The organism is Pseudomonas sp. Colony2, assembly GCF_019382755.1.
Classification (GTDB): domain Bacteria; phylum Pseudomonadota; class Gammaproteobacteria; order Pseudomonadales; family Pseudomonadaceae; genus Aquipseudomonas.
This window is the reverse complement of record NZ_CP080030.1, coordinates 72,192-88,566: the sequence shown is the minus strand read 5'-3', so window position 1 is coordinate 88,566 and position 16,375 is coordinate 72,192. Positions and strand designations below refer to the sequence as shown.

The window sequence follows — 16,375 nt, the reverse complement described above, 5'->3', positions numbered from 1 at the left end:
GATGTTTTAAACAAAATGGAACATTTCCGGTCAGGCCGCCTGCACCTGATTACGCCCCGCCGCCTTGGCACGATATAACGCCTCGTCAGCGCGCTTGAGCGCCAGGTCACTGCGTTCTCCCGGCTGAAACTGCGCCATGCCCATGGACACCGTAATCGTCACCGGCTCGCCCTTGAAGTGAAACGGGCAGGCTTGGATGGCTGCACGCAGGGTTTCACCCACCGCCAACGCATCGGACAGCGACGAGTTGGGCATCAGCAGTACAAACTCTTCACCGCCAAAACGCGCGATGAAGTCGTTCGGCCGCAGGCGTTTGCGAAGCACCGTGGCGATGATTTTCAGCACCTTGTCGCCCGCCAGATGACCATAGCCGTCGTTGATGCGCTTGAAGTGATCGAGGTCCAGCATGGCCAGTGACAGGTTATTTCCACGCTGGTGCCAGGCGTTGACCTCATGCTCCAGGCGCTCGCTCCAGGCCGCGCGGTTGGGTAGTCCGGTGAGCGGATCGATCAGGGCTTTCTGGCGCTGAACCTCAAGGTGTTCACGGTAGCCCTGAGCCTCTTGCTCCATATTGGCGACCCGTTCGGCCAGGCCCTTGAGCCGTGCAGCCACTTCCTGTTCGCGCTGGTCACGCTGGTGGCGGTGTTCATCCATGGTGCCCAGCAACCCTTCGAGATGGCTCTCCAGCACGTGCTTGAGGCTGTCGAGGTCTGCGGCGTCCTGCATGCTGGTTTGCAAACCATCCACTTGTTCGCGGATCTGGGTATCCAGTTCCCTGGCCGCCGAGCGGCTGTCGGCGTGGCCGTCACTGGCGACCTGCAGGTGCCCCTGGAACGCCTCGAGACGATCGTTGAGTTGCTTGAGGTAGGCTTCAAACTCGTGCTGGCCGCTGTCGGTGATCGCCAGCATCAACACCGCCAGGTCATCGAGGATCGGCAGCAATTCGTACCAGTTCAATCCGTGGGCCAGGCGTTCACGCATGGCTTCGGCCTGGGGCCGATGGCGCTCGGGTAGCGAGAGGTCTTCCAGTAAGCCGAGCAGGGTATCTTCGATGTGCTTGGCCACCGAACTGTAAGACGGCTCGGGGGTGTCGGGCAGGGCGTAGGCTTGATCCGCTTGCAGCTCGTCTGGGTTCAGCTCTGCCTGCTCGGGCGATTCTTGCGGTTCATCGGCCAGGACCGGGGGCAGGGAAAGACTGCCGATCTCTGTCCGCTCCGGCTCACGGGCCTGCACCTCTGGCACCTCGACCATGGCGGCAAGAGCACTCTCGAGCTCAACCTCCGCTTCGATCGGTTGCTCGGGTTCTGGCGTTTCGATAATCGTAGCGGGTGCCTCGACGACGGACGGTGTGACCGCGACGGCCGGAACAACAGGCACCGCTTCGCTGACAGCGTCGGCAGCCTCTACTGGCGATACCGGCTCAGGGGGCGACTCGATGGGGGCCGGGACCTTCGGCTGCGGCGAAAAAGCCCGCAGCGCCTGGGCCAGTTCCGCCGATTGCGCCGGCGCTTCAACTTCATCCACCGGCCTGGGCTTTGGCGCAGCAGGCGCCGGAGAAGCCGGGCGGGATGGCGTGGGCGCTTCAACCTCCGGCGTGTCGATTGCGTCCTTGGTGCCAAACAGACGCTGCAACAGCCCCGGGCTCGAACGGCTGGTTTCGCCCTCCGGCTCCAGGTTACTCAGCGCCTGCCCCTGCAGGCCGCTCAGCTCGCTCAGCAACAGCGGGATCTCCCGCGCCTGGCCAACCCGACCGTCCAGCTGCTTGGCGAAAGCCTTCAGCGGGCGACTCACGTCCCGTGGCAAGGGCAGTTTCTGCAACTGAGTGACCAGGGCCGTCAACGCGCTGCCGATCTGGTCAACCCGGATTTCGCGGCGCTGCTCCGAATCCAGCACGGCCTTTTCCAGGCGCGGCAGCAATGCAGCGAGGGCGGCGTCCATGTCGTCGGTGCGCACCACATCGCGCATTTCCTTCATGCATTGGTCAACCGCTCGGTCGGTCCCTTCTGCCGCCAGGGTGCTGCGCACCAGCCCTCGGCGCAGCAGGTCGAGGCGGGCGGCCCAGCGACGCTCGAGCTTTTCTTGTTGCTCGACGCTTTTAAGGTATTTCTCTTTCCAACGCTGGGCGTCGTCGCTCATGCAAGGGGTCCGCGAGGGCCGGGGCTCAACGCGGGCAATGCATCAGCCGTGAGCGAACCCGGCAGACGAATCTCTACCGCGACGGGCAGGTGATCGGAGATGGGCTGCGCCAGTACCTGCACACTTTCGAGTGTCAGGGTCGGGCTGAGCAGGATGTGATCAAGACAACGTTGCGGTCGCCAGCTGGGAAAGGTGGCTTCGACTTGCGGCGCCAGCAACCCAAGGTCGCGCAACGGGGAATTCTTTAGCAGGTCGCTGGCGTGGGTGTTCATGTCCCCCATCAGCACCTGGTGTTTGTAGTTGCCAATCAACTCGCGGATGTAGGCCAACTGCAGGGTGCGGGTTCGTGCCCCCAACGCGAGGTGCATCATCACCACGACCAACGCTTCCGGCCCTTCGCCGAACCTCACGAGAATCGCCCCGCGGCCTTTTGGACCGGGTAACGGGTGATCCTCGATCGCCCACGGCTTCAGGCGGCTGAGCACACCATTGCTGTGCTGGCCGAGTTTGCCGAGGTTGCGATTGAGTTGCTGATACCAGTAGGGAAAGGCACCGAGTTGCGCAAGGTGTTCGACCTGGTTGATGTAGCCGGAACGCAGGCTGCCACCATCGGCCTCCTGCAGGGCTACCAGGTCGAAGTCACCCAGCAGGTCGCCGATCTTTTGCAGATTGCCAGCACGCCCATTGTGGGGCAGCAGGTGCTGCCAGCCACGGGTCAGGTAATGCCGGTATTTCTCGGTACTGATACCCACCTGGATATTGAAACTGAGCAGGCGCAACCGACTGTCAGCCGGCAGGCCCGTGGATTCCAGGTGATGTTCGTTGACCTTCGGATCATGCAGGCCAACGACACGTTCAGTACCCCAGCGACGCATGACGGGCCCCTTACTTGGCTGCGCGCTCTTTGGCGATCAATTGGTCGGCCACGTTCAGCGCCTGCTCTTCGCCGCCGGCACTGCCGATGTCAAAGCGGTATTTGCCGTTGACGATCAGCGTCGGTACGCCTTGCACGCCGTATTTCTGGGCCAGTTCCTTGTATTGGGCCATCTTGCCCTTCACAGCGAACGAGTTGAATGTCTCCAGGAACTTGGTTTTGTCGACGCCTTGGGTGGCGACGAAATCGGCCATGTCTTCAGGCTTCACAAGGCGCTTGCCTTCTTTCTGGATGGCATTGAAGACAGCCGCGTGAACCTTGTGTTCTACACCCATGGTGTCCAGGGTAATGAACAGCTGGCCGTGGGCGTCCCATGGGCCGCCGAACAGGGCAGGAATACGTTTGAAGTTCACGTCCTCAGGCAGCTTCTCGACCCACGGATTGATGACTGGCTCAAAAGCGTAGCAATGCGGGCAGCCATACCAGAACAGCTCCACCACTTCGATCTTGCCCGGTACGGAAACCGGCACAGGATTGGCCAGCTCAACGTAGGTTTTACCGGCTTCAAGCGGCACATTATCGGCAGCTTGTGCGGTCATGCCGAAAAGGCTGGCAGTGACGAGAGCGGCGCTGAGGATCAGATTACGCATGCTTTACTCCTGGACAAATAAAGTCGCCTCACGCGACCTTTGTTGTGACAGGTCTACGCGGGCATGAGTTCGTTAGTGTAACGGCACCGGCCACAAAAAAGGGCAGCCTGGGCCACCCTTTTTATGCTTGCATCGACGGATTAATCGAGCGTTAACGTAGCCGGGGCACTTAGTGCAGGCCCTGGATGTATTGGGACACGGCTTCGATGTCCTTGTTGCTGAGTTTCGCGGCGATGCTCTGCATGATCTTGGTATCGCCGTCGTTGGTGCGATTGCCTTCGCGGAAGTCCGTCAGCTGTTTGCCGATGTACTGGGCATGCTGGCCGCTCAAGTGCGGGAAGCCAGCGGCAGCAAGGCCTGCGCCGTTAGGCGAGTGGCAGCCGAGGCAGGAAGGCATGCCTTTTTCCAGGTTGCCGCCGCGGAACAATTCTTCACCGCGGGCCACCAGTTTCGGATCAGCAGCTCCCACACTGCCTTTCTGGCTGGCAAAATACGCCGCGATATCCGCCAGGTCCTGATCGCTGAGGTTGGTCAACAAGCCGGTCATTTCCAGGACCGTACGCTTGCCGTCCTTGATGTCGTGCATCTGCTTGGTCAGGTAACGCTCACCCTGGCCGGCCAGTTTTGGAAAGTTAGGCGCCGGGCTATTACCGTCCGGTCCATGGCAAGCACCACATACGGCGGCTTTCGCCTGGCCAGCAGTGGCGTCGCCTGCGGCATGGGCAACACCGGTGATGCCCAGGGTCAACAGCAGACTCACGATCAGTTTGTTCATCAGCTAATCCAACTACGGCTAAGGGTTAAAGAGTTATGGACCGGGTTCACTCACCATCAACTGAATGACGGCATGGTAATCCTCGGTACTGCAGTCCATGCACAAACCACGCGGCGGCATCGCCTTGAAACCCTGGGTCACGTGTTGCACCAGCGTGTCCATACCTTGAGCCAATCTTGGCTTCCAGGCTGCCTGGTCACCCCGTCCAGGGGCGTTGGGCAGCTGTCCGGCATGGCAGGCCCCGCAAAAGCGGTTGTACACGGCCTCCGGTTCCTGTGTAGCCTGCGCACTGTAAAGTGGCATCAAGAAACCGAAGGCCAGCAGCCACTTGGTCATACATCGACCTTTTCAGGGTTTGAGAGCGTTTTGCGTTCTAATGCGCAATAAAGGTCTATCGCTCCCGTGAACTTCATCCTTCGCTGGGACAAAGCACACACAAAATCTGCGGCATTATATACTGGCGCTACTGAAACGGAAACGACACCGCTTGCCGCACCTATTCCCGGCACCGCCCACATCGGAAAACTCATGCAACTCAAGAATCCCATCCTCGGCCTGTGCCAACAGTCCACCTTCATGCTCAGCGCCGCCAAAGTCGACCAATGCCCCGATGACGAAGGCTTCGAAGTCGCATTCGCCGGCCGCTCCAACGCCGGCAAGTCCAGCGCGCTGAACACCCTGACCCACGCCAGCCTGGCCCGTACCTCGAAAACCCCGGGGCGCACACAGCTCCTCAACTTCTTCAAGCTAGACGATGATCGGCGTCTGGTCGACCTGCCGGGCTACGGTTATGCAAAAGTACCTATCCCGCTGAAGCTGCACTGGCAGCGTCACCTCGAAGCGTATCTGGGTGGCCGGGAGAGTTTGAAGGGTTTGATTCTGATGATGGACATCCGTCATCCAATGACCGACTTCGACCTGTTGATGCTCGATTGGGCCGTCGCCAGCGGCATGCCGATGCACGTCTTGCTGACCAAGGCCGACAAATTGACCTACGGCGCAGCGAAAAACACCCTGCTCAAAGTGCAGGCAGAAATCCGTAAGGGTTGGGGTGATGCGGTGACTATCCAGTTGTTCTCGGCGCCAAAACGCATGGGCCTGGAAGACGCCTACACTGTGCTGGCAGGCTGGATGGAACTGGCTGACAAGGGTTCGGAAGCCGCCGAGTAAAAACTCGGGGCAAAAAAAACCCCGGACTTCGTATGGGGAGGGGAAGTTCGGGGTCCAAGTTCCGGACCGCTAGGGCGGGGTCCAGATATCTGCCAACACTTAACACAACATAGGAGCATTGAAGGGCTTCACCACCCATTCAGTAACTCTGAGTAGCAATTCACGGGTTAAGTTCCGGCACGTTCAAAAAACTATTGGAAATAACCCGCCGCGTTTTCCGATCTAAAGCGCTGCCGCGGCATGATGCCGCGGCCCAGGCCCCAGGTTTAGTGCGCTTCGTCCCAGTTGTCGCCCACGCCGACGTCTACCACCAGCGGCACATCCAGCTTTGCCGCCTCGCTCATGTGTTCACGAATCCTCGCGCTGACTTCAGCCACCAGGTCCTCACGTACCTCCAGCACCAATTCATCGTGCACTTGAAGGATGACCTTGGCGTCCAGGCCCGAGTCCGTCAGCCAGTTGTCGACCTTGACCATGGCCTTCTTGATGATATCGGCCGCAGTGCCCTGCATCGGCGCGTTGATTGCCGTACGCTCGGCGCCAGCACGCTCCTGAGGCTTGTTGGAATTGATCTCCGGCAGGTACAGGCGGCGCCCGAACAGGGTTTCCACATAACCCTGATCAGCCGCCTGGGCACGGGTGCGCTCCATGTACTCGCGCACCCCCGGGTAACGGGCGAAGTACACATCGATATAAGCCTTGGCGGTCTTGGTGTCGACGCCGATGTCCTTGCCCAGCTTCTGGGCGCCCATGCCGTAGATCAGGCCAAAGTTGATCGCCTTGGCACTGCGACGCTGATTGGACGTGACCTCAGCCAACTCAACCTTGAACACCTCGGCCGCCGTGGCGGTGTGCACGTCCAGGTCGTCGCGGAACGCATTCAGCAAGCCTTCGTCCTTCGATAAATGCGCCATGATGCGCAGCTCGATCTGCGAGTAGTCCGCCGCCAGCAGCTTGTAGCCCTTGGGCGCGACAAATGCCTGGCGGATACGCCGGCCTTCAGCGGTACGCACCGGAATGTTCTGCAGGTTTGGATCGCTGGAGGACAGGCGCCCGGTTGCTGCTACGGCCTGGTGATAGGAAGTGTGCACGCGACCGGTGCGCGGGTTGATCTGCTCCGGCAAACGGTCGGTGTAGGTGCTTTTCAACTTGCTCATGCTGCGGTACTGCATCAGCACTTTCGGCAGTGGGTAGTCATCTTCAGCCAATTTGGCCAAGACTTCCTCGGCCGTCGAGGCCTGGCCCTTGCCGGTCTTCTTCAACACCGGCAACCCGAGTTTCTCGTAGAGAATCGCACCCAACTGCTTGGGCGAGCCCAGGTTGAATTCCTCGCCGGCGATTTCATACGCCTGGCGCTCGAGGTCGACCATCTTGTTGCCCAGCTCGATGCTCTGGATGCCCAGCAAGGCGGCATCCACCAGGGCGCCCTGACGCTCAATGCGCGCCAGCACGGGCACCAGCGGCATCTCGATGTCGGACAATACGCTGGCCAGGGTAGGAATAGCGGCAAGCTGCTTGTGCAGTTCCTGGTGCAAACGCAGGGTCACATCCGCGTCTTCCGCCGCGTAAGGGCCGGCTTGCTCCAGGGCAATCTGGTCAAAGGTCAGCTGCTTGGCGCCTTTGCCGGCGATGTCCTGGAAGCTGACGGTGTCGTGGTCCAGGTACTTCTTCGCCAGGCTGTCCATGTCGTGGCGCGTCGCCACGGAGTTCAGCACATAGGATTCAAGCATGGTGTCGAAGGCAATGCCGCGCACGGTGATGCCGTGTGCCGGGTCACCACCGATGGCGCAGTTGGCCAGGATGTTCATGTCGAACTTGGCGTGCTGGCCGACCTTGAGTTTTTCCGGGTCTTCGAGCAACGGCTTCAGGGCCAGCAGCACGGTGTCCCGATCCAGCTGTTCCGGCGCGCCGATGTAGGAGTGGGTCAGCGGAATGTAGGCTGCTTCATGGGCCTGCACGGCAAACGACACACCCACCAGTTGCGCTTTCTGGGCGTCGATCCCGGTGGTCTCGGTATCAAAGGCGAACAGCTTGGCGTCGTTGAGCTTCTTCAGCCAGACATCGAACTGGGCCTGGGTGAGGATGGTTTCGTACACCGGCTCCACAGAAACCGGCGCGACCACCTCAACCGCTGCCTCGGCGACCGCGGCCGAAGGAGCAGCGCTCAACTCGACGCGCTTGGCATCGCGTTGAATCTCGTCAATCCAGCTCTTGAACTCCAGCAGCGTGTACAGCTCCAGCAGCTTCTCGCGATCCGGCTCGATCAGGTGCAAATCATCCAGGCCCACGTCCAGCGGCACGTCGATCTTGATCGTTGCCAGCTCGTAGGACAGGAACGCACTCGCCTTATGCTCTTCCAGTTTGGCAACCAGGGTCTTGGCACCACGAATCGGCAAGGTCGGCACGATATCGAGCTGCTCGTAGAGCTCCTTCAAGCCGCCGTTGACGCCTACCAACAGGCCGGAAGCCGTCTTCGGACCAATGCCCGGAACGCCCGGGATGTTGTCGGACGAATCGCCCATCAACGCCAGGTAATCGATGATCTGCTCGGGAGCGACACCGAATTTCTCCTTCACGCCCTCAACGTCCATGGCGCTACCGGTCATGGTGTTGACCAAGGTAATGTGCCCGTCGACCAGCTGCGCCATGTCCTTGTCGCCGGTGGAAATCACCACCGGACGGTCGGCGGCCGCGCTGCTGCGGGCCAGGGTGCCGATCACGTCGTCCGCTTCGACGCCTTCGACGCACAGCAGCGGGAAGCCCAGGGCGATCACGCTCTGGTGCAGCGGCTCGATCTGCACGCGCATGTCATCGGGCATGCTCGCGCGGTTGGCCTTGTATTCGGCGTACAGCTCATCGCGAAATGTCCCGCCCTTGGCGTCGAACACTACCGCGAACGGGCTGTTCGGGTATTGCCTGCGCAGGCTTTTGAGCATGTTCAACACGCCCTTGACCGCGCCGGTAGGCAGGCCTTTGGAAGTGGTGAGCGGCGGCAGCGCGTGAAAGGCGCGGTACAGGTAAGAAGAACCGTCCACCAGGACGAGGGGGGCTTGGCTCATGAGCAGGATCAACCTTTTCGGCGGGTCAGGCGCTAGAATAGCCGGACCAATGACGACAAAGGGACAAGGTTATCATGCGTACAGTAAATCGCCTGTTGTTGACCGGCTTGATTGCACTCACTCCGATGGTGGCCATAGCGGCAGATACTGCCCCTTCGGGCGACCCGGAAGTCACCATTCGCACGGAAGGCGACAAGACCATTCAGGAATACCGCCAGAATGGTTTCCTGTACGCGATCAAGGTGACCCAGAAAGGCTTTCCGCCTTACTTCCTGGTGCGCGCGGACGGAACCGATGCGAACTTCATCCGCTCTGACCAGCCGGATATGCTGATCCCGTCATGGAAGATCTTCGAATGGAAATGATTTCTTAACTTTAATCGGCGCTGCTCCCCGCAGCGCCCGTAACGGCAGTTTTAACCATGTCTGTGTTCACCCCCCTGGCTCGGCCCGAGCTGGAAACCTTTCTTGCCCCTTACGGGCTCGGCCGCCTGCTTGATTTCCAGGGGATTGCCGCTGGTAGTGAAAACACCAATTTCTTCATCAGCCTGGAACAGGGCGAATTTGTCCTGACCCTGGTCGAACGCGGCCCCGTGCAGGAAATGCCGTTCTTCATCGAACTGCTGGACGTGCTCCACGACGCTGATTTGCCAGTGCCTTACGCCCTGCGTACCAGCGACGGCGTGGCCTTGCGCGAGTTGGCGGGCAAACCGGCGCTGCTGCAACCGCGCCTGGCGGGCAAGCACATCAAGGACGCCAACGCCCAGCATTGCGTGCAAGTGGGCGAATTGCTCGGCCACCTGCACCTCGCCACCCAAGGCGAGAAGGTGCTGGAACGCAAGACCGATCGCGGGCTGGACTGGATGCTCAGCGAAGGCGCGCAACTGATTTCGCACCTCGACGCGGAACAACGCGGCCTGTTGCAAGCGGCGCTGGATGAGATCGAGGCGCACAAGGCGCAGATCCTCGCGCTGCCCCGGGCAAACATCCACGCCGACCTGTTTCGCGACAACGCGATGTTCGAAGGCACGCACCTGACCGGGCTGATCGACTTCTACAACGCCTGCTCGGGGCCGATGCTGTACGACGTGGCGATCGCCCTGAACGACTGGTGCTCGGACGCCGACGGCGTGATCGACGGCCAACGGGCGCGGGCGTTGCTGGGGGCTTATGCGGGCTTGCGACCGTTTACCGCCAAGGAAGCGGAGCTGTGGCCGACCATGCTGCGTGTGGCCTGTGTGCGGTTCTGGCTGTCACGCCTGATTGCGGCGGAATCGTTCGCCGGGCAGGACGTGCTGATTCACGACCCGCGCGAGTTTCAGGTGCGCCTGGCGCAACGCCAGCAGGTCAAGACCCCGCTACCGTTCGCGCTGTAAAGATCGTACGCGATCAAAATGTGGGAGCGGGCTTGCTCGCGAATGTGGAGTTTCAGTCACCAGATGCGCTGACTGATCCACCGCATTCGCGAGCAAGCCCGCTCCCACAGTGGTTATGCGGCGTCTATCAGAGCGACTCCAGGCACCCAGCCAGGTCATTCCCCAGCTTCTCCAGCACCTGCTCATACCCCTGGGCGGAGGCCGGCGTGTAGCCGCCCAACGCATCCAGCTCCGCCAGCTTCACCGGCAAACCCGCCACCAGCGTTTCCGCAAGGCGCGGGCGCAACGGCGGCTCGCTGAACACACAAGTCTTGCCCACTTCCTGCAAACGCGTACGCATCGCTGCCACATGCTGGGCACCCGGCTGCACTTCTGCGGCCACACTGAACACCCCGGTGTGCTTGAGGCCGTAGGCATCTTCGAAGTAATCGAAGGCTTCATGGAACACGAAGTACGGCTTGCCGGCGACGTCCGCCATACGTGCCTTCAAGCGCGCGTCCAGTGCATCCATACGGCCATCAAAGGCCTTCACGTTGCTCTGGTAACGCTCGGCGTTCGCCGGGTCGGCAGCGCTGAGATCCGCCGCCATGCGGTTCGCAATCACCCGGGCGTTGACCGTCGACAGCCACAAATGCGCATCCAGGCTGCCCGGGCGATGGTCATGATCATGTTCGTCGGCATCTTCAGCATGGGAGTGGCTATCTTCGGCGAACCGACGCAGTTTCATTCCCGGAAGGTCCTGCACCGCCACCGTCGGCAAGCTGCGGCCTTTCAAGACACGCGGCAGAAAGCTTTCCATGTCCGGGCCGATCCAATACAGCAGGTCCACCGACTGCACGCGCCGTACGTCGGAAGGGCGCAACGCATAGTTATGCGGCGAAGCGCCCGGCGGCAGCAATACCTCGGGAATCGCCACGCCATCCTGCACAGCAGCAGCAATCAGTTGTAACGGTTTGATACTGGTCAGCACCCGAACCTCCGCCTGAGCGGCACCGGCAAGCAGCAAACTGGTGACAAATACGACAAAAACGGGAAAAAGTCTGGACACGATGACCACTCAAGGAGGCAGGAACAGGTAACATAATAACGTCTCTCACAAATATCTGTCGCCGCTCATGCCTAAAACACCGCTTGCCAGCCGTCCCCATGACCACTCTCACTGCGTGCACAGCGCACTGTCAGAGGCCGACGCCTTGTGCGCGCGCCAAGGCCTGCGCCTGACCGCCCTGCGTCGCCGGGTGCTGGAGCTGGTGTGGCAAAGCCACAAGCCGCTGGGTGCCTACGACATCCTCGGCGTGCTCAGCGAGCAGGACGGCCGCCGCGCCGCGCCGCCCACGGTTTACCGCGCGCTGGACTTCCTGCTGGACAACGGCCTGGTGCACCGCATCTCATCGCTCAACGCCTTTGTCGGCTGCAACCACCCGGAACACGCGCACCAGGGCCAGTTCCTGATTTGCCGCGAGTGCCACGCCGCCATCGAACTTGAGCAAAAAAGCATCAGCGACAGCATCATCAAGAGCGCCGGCGACGTCGGCTTCAAGGTCGAAGGGCAAACCGTCGAAGTCGTCGGTGTGTGCTCGGGCTGCCAGGGGGCTTGATGAGCACTGCGTTAATCCGCCTGGAACAGGTCGGGGTCACGTTCGCCGGGCAAAACGTGCTGGACAACATCGCCCTGAGCGTCGAGCCAGGTCAGATCGTCACGCTGATCGGCCCCAACGGTGCCGGCAAGACCACCCTGGTGCGCGCCGTACTCGGCCTGCTCAAGCCCGACAGCGGCAGCGTGTGGCGCAAGCCGAGGCTGCGGGTCGGCTACATGCCGCAGAAGCTGCATGTGGACCCGACCTTGCCCCTCTCGGTGCTGCGCTTCCTGCGCCTGGTGCCCGGTGTCGACCGTGCCCGCGCACAGTCCGCCCTCAAGGAAGTGGGCGCCGAACAGGTGATCGACAGCCCGGTGCAAAGCATCTCCGGCGGCGAAATGCAGCGAGTGCTGCTGGCCCGCGCCCTGCTGCGCGAGCCGGAATTGCTGGTACTGGATGAACCCGTACAGGGCGTCGACGTCGCCGGCCAGGCCGAGCTGTACAGCCTGATCACCCGCCTGCGGGACCGCCATGGTTGCGGCGTGCTGATGGTCTCCCACGACCTGCACCTGGTGATGAGCACCACCGACCAGGTGGTGTGCCTCAATCGTCACGTGTGCTGTTCCGGCCACCCGGAACAGGTCAGCGGCGATCCGGCTTTTGTCGAGCTGTTCGGCAAGAACGCCCAGAGCCTGGCGATCTACCACCACCATCACGACCACGCCCATGACCTGCATGGCGCTGTAGTCGATGACTCCACCGCATCCCACACCCACGTTCATGGAGATAGCTGCAAGCATGGCTGATTTTCTGCTCTACGCCCTGCTGGCAGGCTTGGCTCTGGCGCTGGTGGCGGGCCCACTGGGCTCGTTCGTGGTCTGGCGGCGCATGGCCTATTTTGGCGACACCCTGTCCCACGCTGCGCTGCTGGGCGTGGCCATGGGATTTCTGCTGGATGTGAGCCCGACCATTGCCGTCACCGTCGGCTGCCTGCTGCTGGCTGTGCTGCTGGTGACCCTGCAACAGCGTCAGCCGCTGGCCTCCGATACCCTGCTGGGCATCCTGGCCCCAAGCACCTTGTCCCTGGGCCTGGTGGTGCTGAGCTTCATGCATGAAGTGCGTATCGACCTGATGGCCTACCTGTTCGGCGACCTGCTGGCTATCAGCCCCACCGACCTGGCGTGGATTCTAGGCGGCAGCGCGGCAGTGCTGGTGCTGCTGGTGACGCTGTGGCGCCCGCTGCTGGCGATCACCGTTCACGAAGAACTGGCCACCGTCGAAGGCTTGCCCGTGGCGGCGCTGCGCATGACCCTGATGCTGCTGATCGCCGTGGTGATCGCTGTCGCGATGAAGATTGTCGGCGTATTGTTGATCACATCGCTGCTGATCATCCCGGCTGCTGCGGCCCAGCGTCACGCCCGCTCGCCGGAGCAAATGGCGCTCGGCGCCAGCCTTCTGGGGATGCTCGCGGTGTGTGGTGGCCTGGCGCTGTCCTGGTTCAAGGACACCCCGGCCGGGCCGTCGATTGTGGTCACGGCGGCCGCCCTGTTTCTGCTGAGTTTTGTCCTGCCCCGTCGTGGGGTGTAGACTTGCTCGCTTTTTGCGCAATTAGAGAGTCGCAGGAATGAAGCTGTTCAACGCCCGTTATCTGCTCCTTGCCGCATTTTCCTTGCTGCTGGGCGCCTGCCAAAGCACCCCGCCCGCCGCCCCCCAGGCGCCGGACGCACGTGCTGCGGCCATCGCACAGCTGGAGCAAAACCTCGCCAGCAGTGAACTGGCCACCGCCGAAGACGAGCTGGCCGCCTTGCAGGCCCAGTCGCCCAACGACCCGGCGCTGGAGCCTTATCAGCGCCAACTGGCCGAAGCCTATTTGCAGCGCAGCCAGATCGTCCTGCAAAAGGGTGATGTCAACGCTGCCGCGACGGCCCTGAGCCGCGCACGGGCATTGATGCCCAAGGCTCCGGCGCTGACCGGTGGCGTCAACAGTGCGATCGCCCATGCCCGTAAAGTCGAGCTGGACAAAGCCGAAGCCGCCCTGAAAGCCGCCGAAGCCAAGCCGCCGGCCAAGGTCATCGACCCGGCAGCGCCAAGCACTACGGTTGCGCTGAACCTCACCGATATCGAGGCACTGCGCCATCAACTGGATGAGATCGCCACCGATGTGGTGAATTACCAGTGCGATGTGAGCATCCAGGCACCGCGCACCGAAGATTACCCATGGCTGGCCACGTTGCTGACCAAACGGGTGAAGCGCATCGATTCGGGGTATGACCTGAAGATTCACCGGCAGATCCTGAAGAAGGTTCCGGCGCAGGTCGTGCTGATTCCGCGTAAGACTGAATAACGCCATTCGCGAGCAAGCCCGCTCCCACATTTAACCGAGTTCCAACTTTGGAATGCGGTCAAATGTGGGAGCGGGCTTGCTCGCGAAGGCGATCTAACAAACGACCGATACCTTAAGCCGGAACAGCTTTAGCCTTCGGCTCCCGATCCCAGACCCGATGCTGGGCAATCGCCGCAAAGAACGCCTTAAACGCCTTCGCGTCGCCGCCCACAATCAAGCCCGCATCCGCCTCAAGCTTCAGCACATCCAGCAACTGCTTCGCCTCACCGGCCAGGGCAATTGCTTTCAAGTGCTTGTAGGCCTCCAGCAGGTAATGCAACGCCACACCATCAGCGCTCAACGCCTGAACCGACTTGGCGCCACCCGGCACAAACACCGCATCGAACGCCACCGAAGGCAAGCCTTCCATGGAAGCGTCCACCGGAAGGCTCTTGCCATCCGCCGTCGTTACCGGCGCCGAGGTAGGCCCCAGCAACTTCGCATGCGCACCTGCGGCCTCAAGCGCCTTCTTCAAGGCATCAATCGCCGCACCATCAACACCGTTCGCCGCCAGAATCGCCACCTTGCGGGTCTTGATATCACCCGACAGCAAATTGGCCTGGCTCAACGCTGGCGAGCGTTCCGGAGACGTCTTGCGCTCTGGCACCGTACCTTTAGTCGGTGCTGGCAAGCCCAGGTTCTGCGCCACACGCTTGGCCAGTTCCAAGTCGATGTTGGCGAGGATCTCGTTCACCTGGCGAGCGCGAATAAATTCACGCTCCACCTTGCCCAGTTCAAAGCTGTAGGCGGCGATGATGTGCTCCTGCTCGTGCTTGCTCATGCTGCGGAAAAAAAGGCGCGCCTGGGAGAAGTGATCACCGAACGACTCGCTGCGCTCACGGATCTTGTGGGCATCAATGCGCTCCGGATACGTCTCAAAACCACCGTCCTGCGCCGCAGGCGGAGTTTCTTTCGGCCAGCCGCCATCAATCGAGTTCGGCTCGTAGGACGCGCGGCCCTTGTCGATGGTGGTGCGGTGCATGGCATCGCGCTGGCCGTTATGGAACGGCGCTACCGGACGGTTGATCGGCAACTCGTGAAAGTTCGGCCCACCCAGTCGGCTGATCTGCGTATCGGTGTAGGAAAACAGACGGCCTTGCAGCAGCGGGTCATTGGAGAAGTCGATGCCCGGCACGATATGCCCCGGGCAGAACGCCACTTGCTCGGTCTCGGCAAAGTAGTTGTCCGGGTTGCGGTTGAGCACCATTTTGCCCAACGGCGTGATCGGCACCAGCTCTTCGGGGATCAGCTTGGTCGGGTCGAGAATATCGAAGTCGAACTTATGCTCGTCCTCTTCGGCGATGATCTGCACGCCCAATTCCCACTCCGGGTAATCGCCACTTTCAATGGATTCCCACAGGTCACGACGGTGGAAGTCCGTGTCTTTGCCCGCCAGCTTCTGCGCCTCGTCCCACACCAGGGAGCAGGTGCCGACGGTAGGCCGCCAGTGGAATTTGACGAAGTTGGATTTGCCCTCGGCATTCACCAGGCGGAAGGTGTGCACGCCAAACCCCTGCATGGTTCGCAGGCTTTTCGGGATCGCCCGGTCAGACATGGCCCAGATCACCATGTGCGCCGACTCCGGCTGCAGCGAAACAAAATCCCAGAACGTATCGTGGGCCGAGCCGCCGGTAGGAATCTCGTTGTGGGGCTCAGGTTTTACCGCATGCACGAAGTCAGGAAACTTGATCGCGTCCTGAATGAAAAACACCGGCATGTTGTTGCCCACCAGGTCGAAGTTGCCCTCATCGGTGAAGAACTTTACGGCAAACCCACGCACGTCACGCACGGTATCGCCGGAGCCGCGTGGGCCCTGAACCGTGGAAAAGCGCGCAAATACCGGGGTTTTATGTTCCGGGTTACGCAGGAATCCGGCCTTGGTCAGCGCCGAGTGGTTTTCGTAGGTCTGGAAATAACCATGGGCACCGGTACCCCGAGCATGAACGATACGTTCCGGGATCCGCTCATGGTCAAAGTGCGTGATTTTTTCACGCATGATGAAGTCTTCCAGCAGCGATGGGCCACGGGAGCCGACCTTCAAGCTGTTCTGGTTATCGGAAACCTTCACGCCCTGGTTGGTGCGCAGTGCCTGGCCCGTCGCGTCGGAGCGGAATGTTTCCAGGCTTTGCAGCTTGGCGTTGGTGTTGCCACGGTCCAGAGTGTCGGTGCCCGCAAGTTCGCTCTTGGGCGGGGTAACTGGCTTTTTAGTACTCATCAGACAAAAACTCCTCGTTTGCGTAGGCCAGAGCGATCCCCGGCTCTTCTTGAGCAAAACCCCAGGCACGGCACCTGGGAGTTTCGAGTTGCTTATGTAGTGACTGACACGGTTTTGTACCGTTCCTTTTTTATGACCTTTGATCGCGTTATTGCCAAATC

15 protein-coding genes are annotated in these 16,375 nt (G+C 61.2%); 7 read left to right on the top strand and 8 right to left on the bottom strand.

Annotation, left to right across the window (positions count from 1 at the left end):
- Window positions 1–30: 30 nt before the first annotated feature.
- The 5 genes from JV201_RS00430 to JV201_RS00410 form a co-directional block, all read right to left on the bottom strand.
- On the bottom strand, window positions 31–2,136 hold the full coding sequence (locus tag JV201_RS00430) for a GGDEF domain-containing protein (RefSeq protein WP_219406359.1): 2,106 nt from the start codon (window positions 2,134–2,136) through the stop codon (window positions 31–33).
- The gene (locus JV201_RS00425; protein ID WP_219406358.1) at window positions 2,133–3,011 is read right to left on the bottom strand and encodes an endonuclease/exonuclease/phosphatase family protein; all 879 of its coding nucleotides are present in this window, start codon (window positions 3,009–3,011) and stop codon (window positions 2,133–2,135) included. The genes JV201_RS00430 and JV201_RS00425 overlap by 4 nt, the downstream gene beginning before the upstream one ends.
- Window positions 3,012–3,021: 10 nt before the next feature.
- Window positions 3,022–3,660: a thiol:disulfide interchange protein DsbA/DsbL gene (locus JV201_RS00420; protein WP_087694548.1), complete on the bottom strand. Its 639-nt coding sequence runs from the start codon at window positions 3,658–3,660 to the stop codon at window positions 3,022–3,024.
- Between the two features lie 169 nt (window positions 3,661–3,829).
- The gene (locus tag JV201_RS00415; RefSeq protein WP_003214807.1) at window positions 3,830–4,435 is read right to left on the bottom strand and encodes a cytochrome c4; all 606 of its coding nucleotides are present in this window, start codon (window positions 4,433–4,435) and stop codon (window positions 3,830–3,832) included.
- 33 nt (window positions 4,436–4,468) lie between these two features.
- Window positions 4,469–4,771: a cytochrome c5 family protein gene (locus JV201_RS00410; RefSeq protein ID WP_003214809.1), complete on the bottom strand. Its 303-nt coding sequence runs from the start codon at window positions 4,769–4,771 to the stop codon at window positions 4,469–4,471.
- A gap of 192 nt (window positions 4,772–4,963) precedes the next feature.
- On the opposite strand from JV201_RS00410, the gene yihA reads away from it, so the two are divergent.
- Complete coding sequence (gene yihA / locus JV201_RS00405) at window positions 4,964–5,605, top strand: ribosome biogenesis GTP-binding protein YihA/YsxC (protein WP_003214811.1); 642 nt, start codon at window positions 4,964–4,966, stop codon at window positions 5,603–5,605.
- Between the two features lie 266 nt (window positions 5,606–5,871).
- Here yihA and polA read toward each other — a convergent pair whose 3' ends face one another.
- Window positions 5,872–8,664: a DNA polymerase I gene (polA, locus tag JV201_RS00400; protein WP_219406357.1), complete on the bottom strand. Its 2,793-nt coding sequence runs from the start codon at window positions 8,662–8,664 to the stop codon at window positions 5,872–5,874.
- Between the two features lie 74 nt (window positions 8,665–8,738).
- Here polA and JV201_RS00395 point away from each other — a divergent pair, with 74 nt between their 5' ends.
- The gene (locus tag JV201_RS00395; protein ID WP_178965321.1) at window positions 8,739–9,029 is read left to right on the top strand and encodes a DUF2782 domain-containing protein; all 291 of its coding nucleotides are present in this window, start codon (window positions 8,739–8,741) and stop codon (window positions 9,027–9,029) included.
- Window positions 9,030–9,085: 56 nt separating this feature from the next.
- The gene (locus tag JV201_RS00390; protein WP_219406356.1) at window positions 9,086–10,039 is read left to right on the top strand and encodes a homoserine kinase; all 954 of its coding nucleotides are present in this window, start codon (window positions 9,086–9,088) and stop codon (window positions 10,037–10,039) included.
- 127 nt (window positions 10,040–10,166) lie between these two features.
- On the opposite strand, the gene JV201_RS00385 is transcribed toward JV201_RS00390, so the two are convergent.
- Window positions 10,167–11,096, bottom strand: a complete 930-nt coding sequence (locus JV201_RS00385) for a zinc ABC transporter substrate-binding protein (protein ID WP_008439631.1) — start codon at window positions 11,094–11,096, stop codon at window positions 10,167–10,169.
- A 58-nt stretch (window positions 11,097–11,154) separates the two neighbouring features.
- Here JV201_RS00385 and JV201_RS00380 point away from each other — a divergent pair, with 58 nt between their 5' ends.
- Genes JV201_RS00380 through JV201_RS00365 form a run of 4 tightly spaced genes read left to right on the top strand, consistent with a single transcriptional unit; the run spans window position 11,155 to window position 13,960 of the window.
- Window positions 11,155–11,637: a Fur family transcriptional regulator gene (locus JV201_RS00380; protein WP_003214819.1), complete on the top strand. Its 483-nt coding sequence runs from the start codon at window positions 11,155–11,157 to the stop codon at window positions 11,635–11,637.
- A complete protein-coding gene (gene znuC / locus JV201_RS00375) occupies window positions 11,637–12,422 on the top strand; it encodes a zinc ABC transporter ATP-binding protein ZnuC (RefSeq protein ID WP_008439630.1) in 786 nt (261 codons plus the stop codon). Before JV201_RS00380 ends, znuC begins: the two co-directional genes overlap by 1 nt.
- A complete protein-coding gene (gene znuB / locus JV201_RS00370) occupies window positions 12,415–13,203 on the top strand; it encodes a zinc ABC transporter permease subunit ZnuB (RefSeq protein ID WP_003214823.1) in 789 nt (262 codons plus the stop codon). Before znuC ends, znuB begins: the two co-directional genes overlap by 8 nt.
- 37 nt (window positions 13,204–13,240) lie before the next feature.
- Window positions 13,241–13,960 carry a PA5502 family lipoprotein gene (locus JV201_RS00365; RefSeq protein WP_003214825.1) on the top strand — a complete coding sequence of 240 codons (720 nt, stop codon included), beginning with the start codon at window positions 13,241–13,243 and terminating at the stop codon, window positions 13,958–13,960.
- 112 nt (window positions 13,961–14,072) lie between these two features.
- Here the strand turns inward: JV201_RS00365 and katE are convergent, their stop codons facing one another.
- The gene (gene katE, locus JV201_RS00360; RefSeq protein ID WP_003214827.1) at window positions 14,073–16,214 is read right to left on the bottom strand and encodes a catalase HPII; all 2,142 of its coding nucleotides are present in this window, start codon (window positions 16,212–16,214) and stop codon (window positions 14,073–14,075) included.
- Between the last annotated feature and the right edge of the window lie 161 nt (window positions 16,215–16,375).

Bases quoted from the DNA above. Each gene is read 5' to 3' on its own strand.
- JV201_RS00430 (WP_219406359.1), bottom strand. From the start codon at position 2,136: ATGAGCGACGACGCCCAGCGTTGGAAAGAGAAATACCTTAAAAGCGTC.
- JV201_RS00425 (WP_219406358.1), bottom strand. From the start codon at position 3,011: ATGCGTCGCTGGGGTACTGAACGTGTCGTTGGCCTGCATGATCCGAAG.
- JV201_RS00420 (WP_087694548.1), bottom strand. From the start codon at position 3,660: ATGCGTAATCTGATCCTCAGCGCCGCTCTCGTCACTGCCAGCCTTTTC.
- JV201_RS00415 (WP_003214807.1), bottom strand. From the start codon at position 4,435: ATGAACAAACTGATCGTGAGTCTGCTGTTGACCCTGGGCATCACCGGT.
- JV201_RS00410 (WP_003214809.1), bottom strand. From the start codon at position 4,771: ATGACCAAGTGGCTGCTGGCCTTCGGTTTCTTGATGCCACTTTACAGT.
- yihA (WP_003214811.1), top strand. From the start codon at position 4,964: ATGCAACTCAAGAATCCCATCCTCGGCCTGTGCCAACAGTCCACCTTC.
- polA (WP_219406357.1), bottom strand. From the start codon at position 8,664: ATGAGCCAAGCCCCCCTCGTCCTGGTGGACGGTTCTTCTTACCTGTAC.
- JV201_RS00395 (WP_178965321.1), top strand. From the start codon at position 8,739: ATGCGTACAGTAAATCGCCTGTTGTTGACCGGCTTGATTGCACTCACT.
- JV201_RS00390 (WP_219406356.1), top strand. From the start codon at position 9,086: ATGTCTGTGTTCACCCCCCTGGCTCGGCCCGAGCTGGAAACCTTTCTT.
- JV201_RS00380 (WP_003214819.1), top strand. From the start codon at position 11,155: ATGCCTAAAACACCGCTTGCCAGCCGTCCCCATGACCACTCTCACTGC.
- znuC (WP_008439630.1), top strand. From the start codon at position 11,637: ATGAGCACTGCGTTAATCCGCCTGGAACAGGTCGGGGTCACGTTCGCC.
- znuB (WP_003214823.1), top strand. From the start codon at position 12,415: ATGGCTGATTTTCTGCTCTACGCCCTGCTGGCAGGCTTGGCTCTGGCG.
- JV201_RS00365 (WP_003214825.1), top strand. From the start codon at position 13,241: ATGAAGCTGTTCAACGCCCGTTATCTGCTCCTTGCCGCATTTTCCTTG.
- katE (WP_003214827.1), bottom strand. From the start codon at position 16,214: ATGAGTACTAAAAAGCCAGTTACCCCGCCCAAGAGCGAACTTGCGGGC.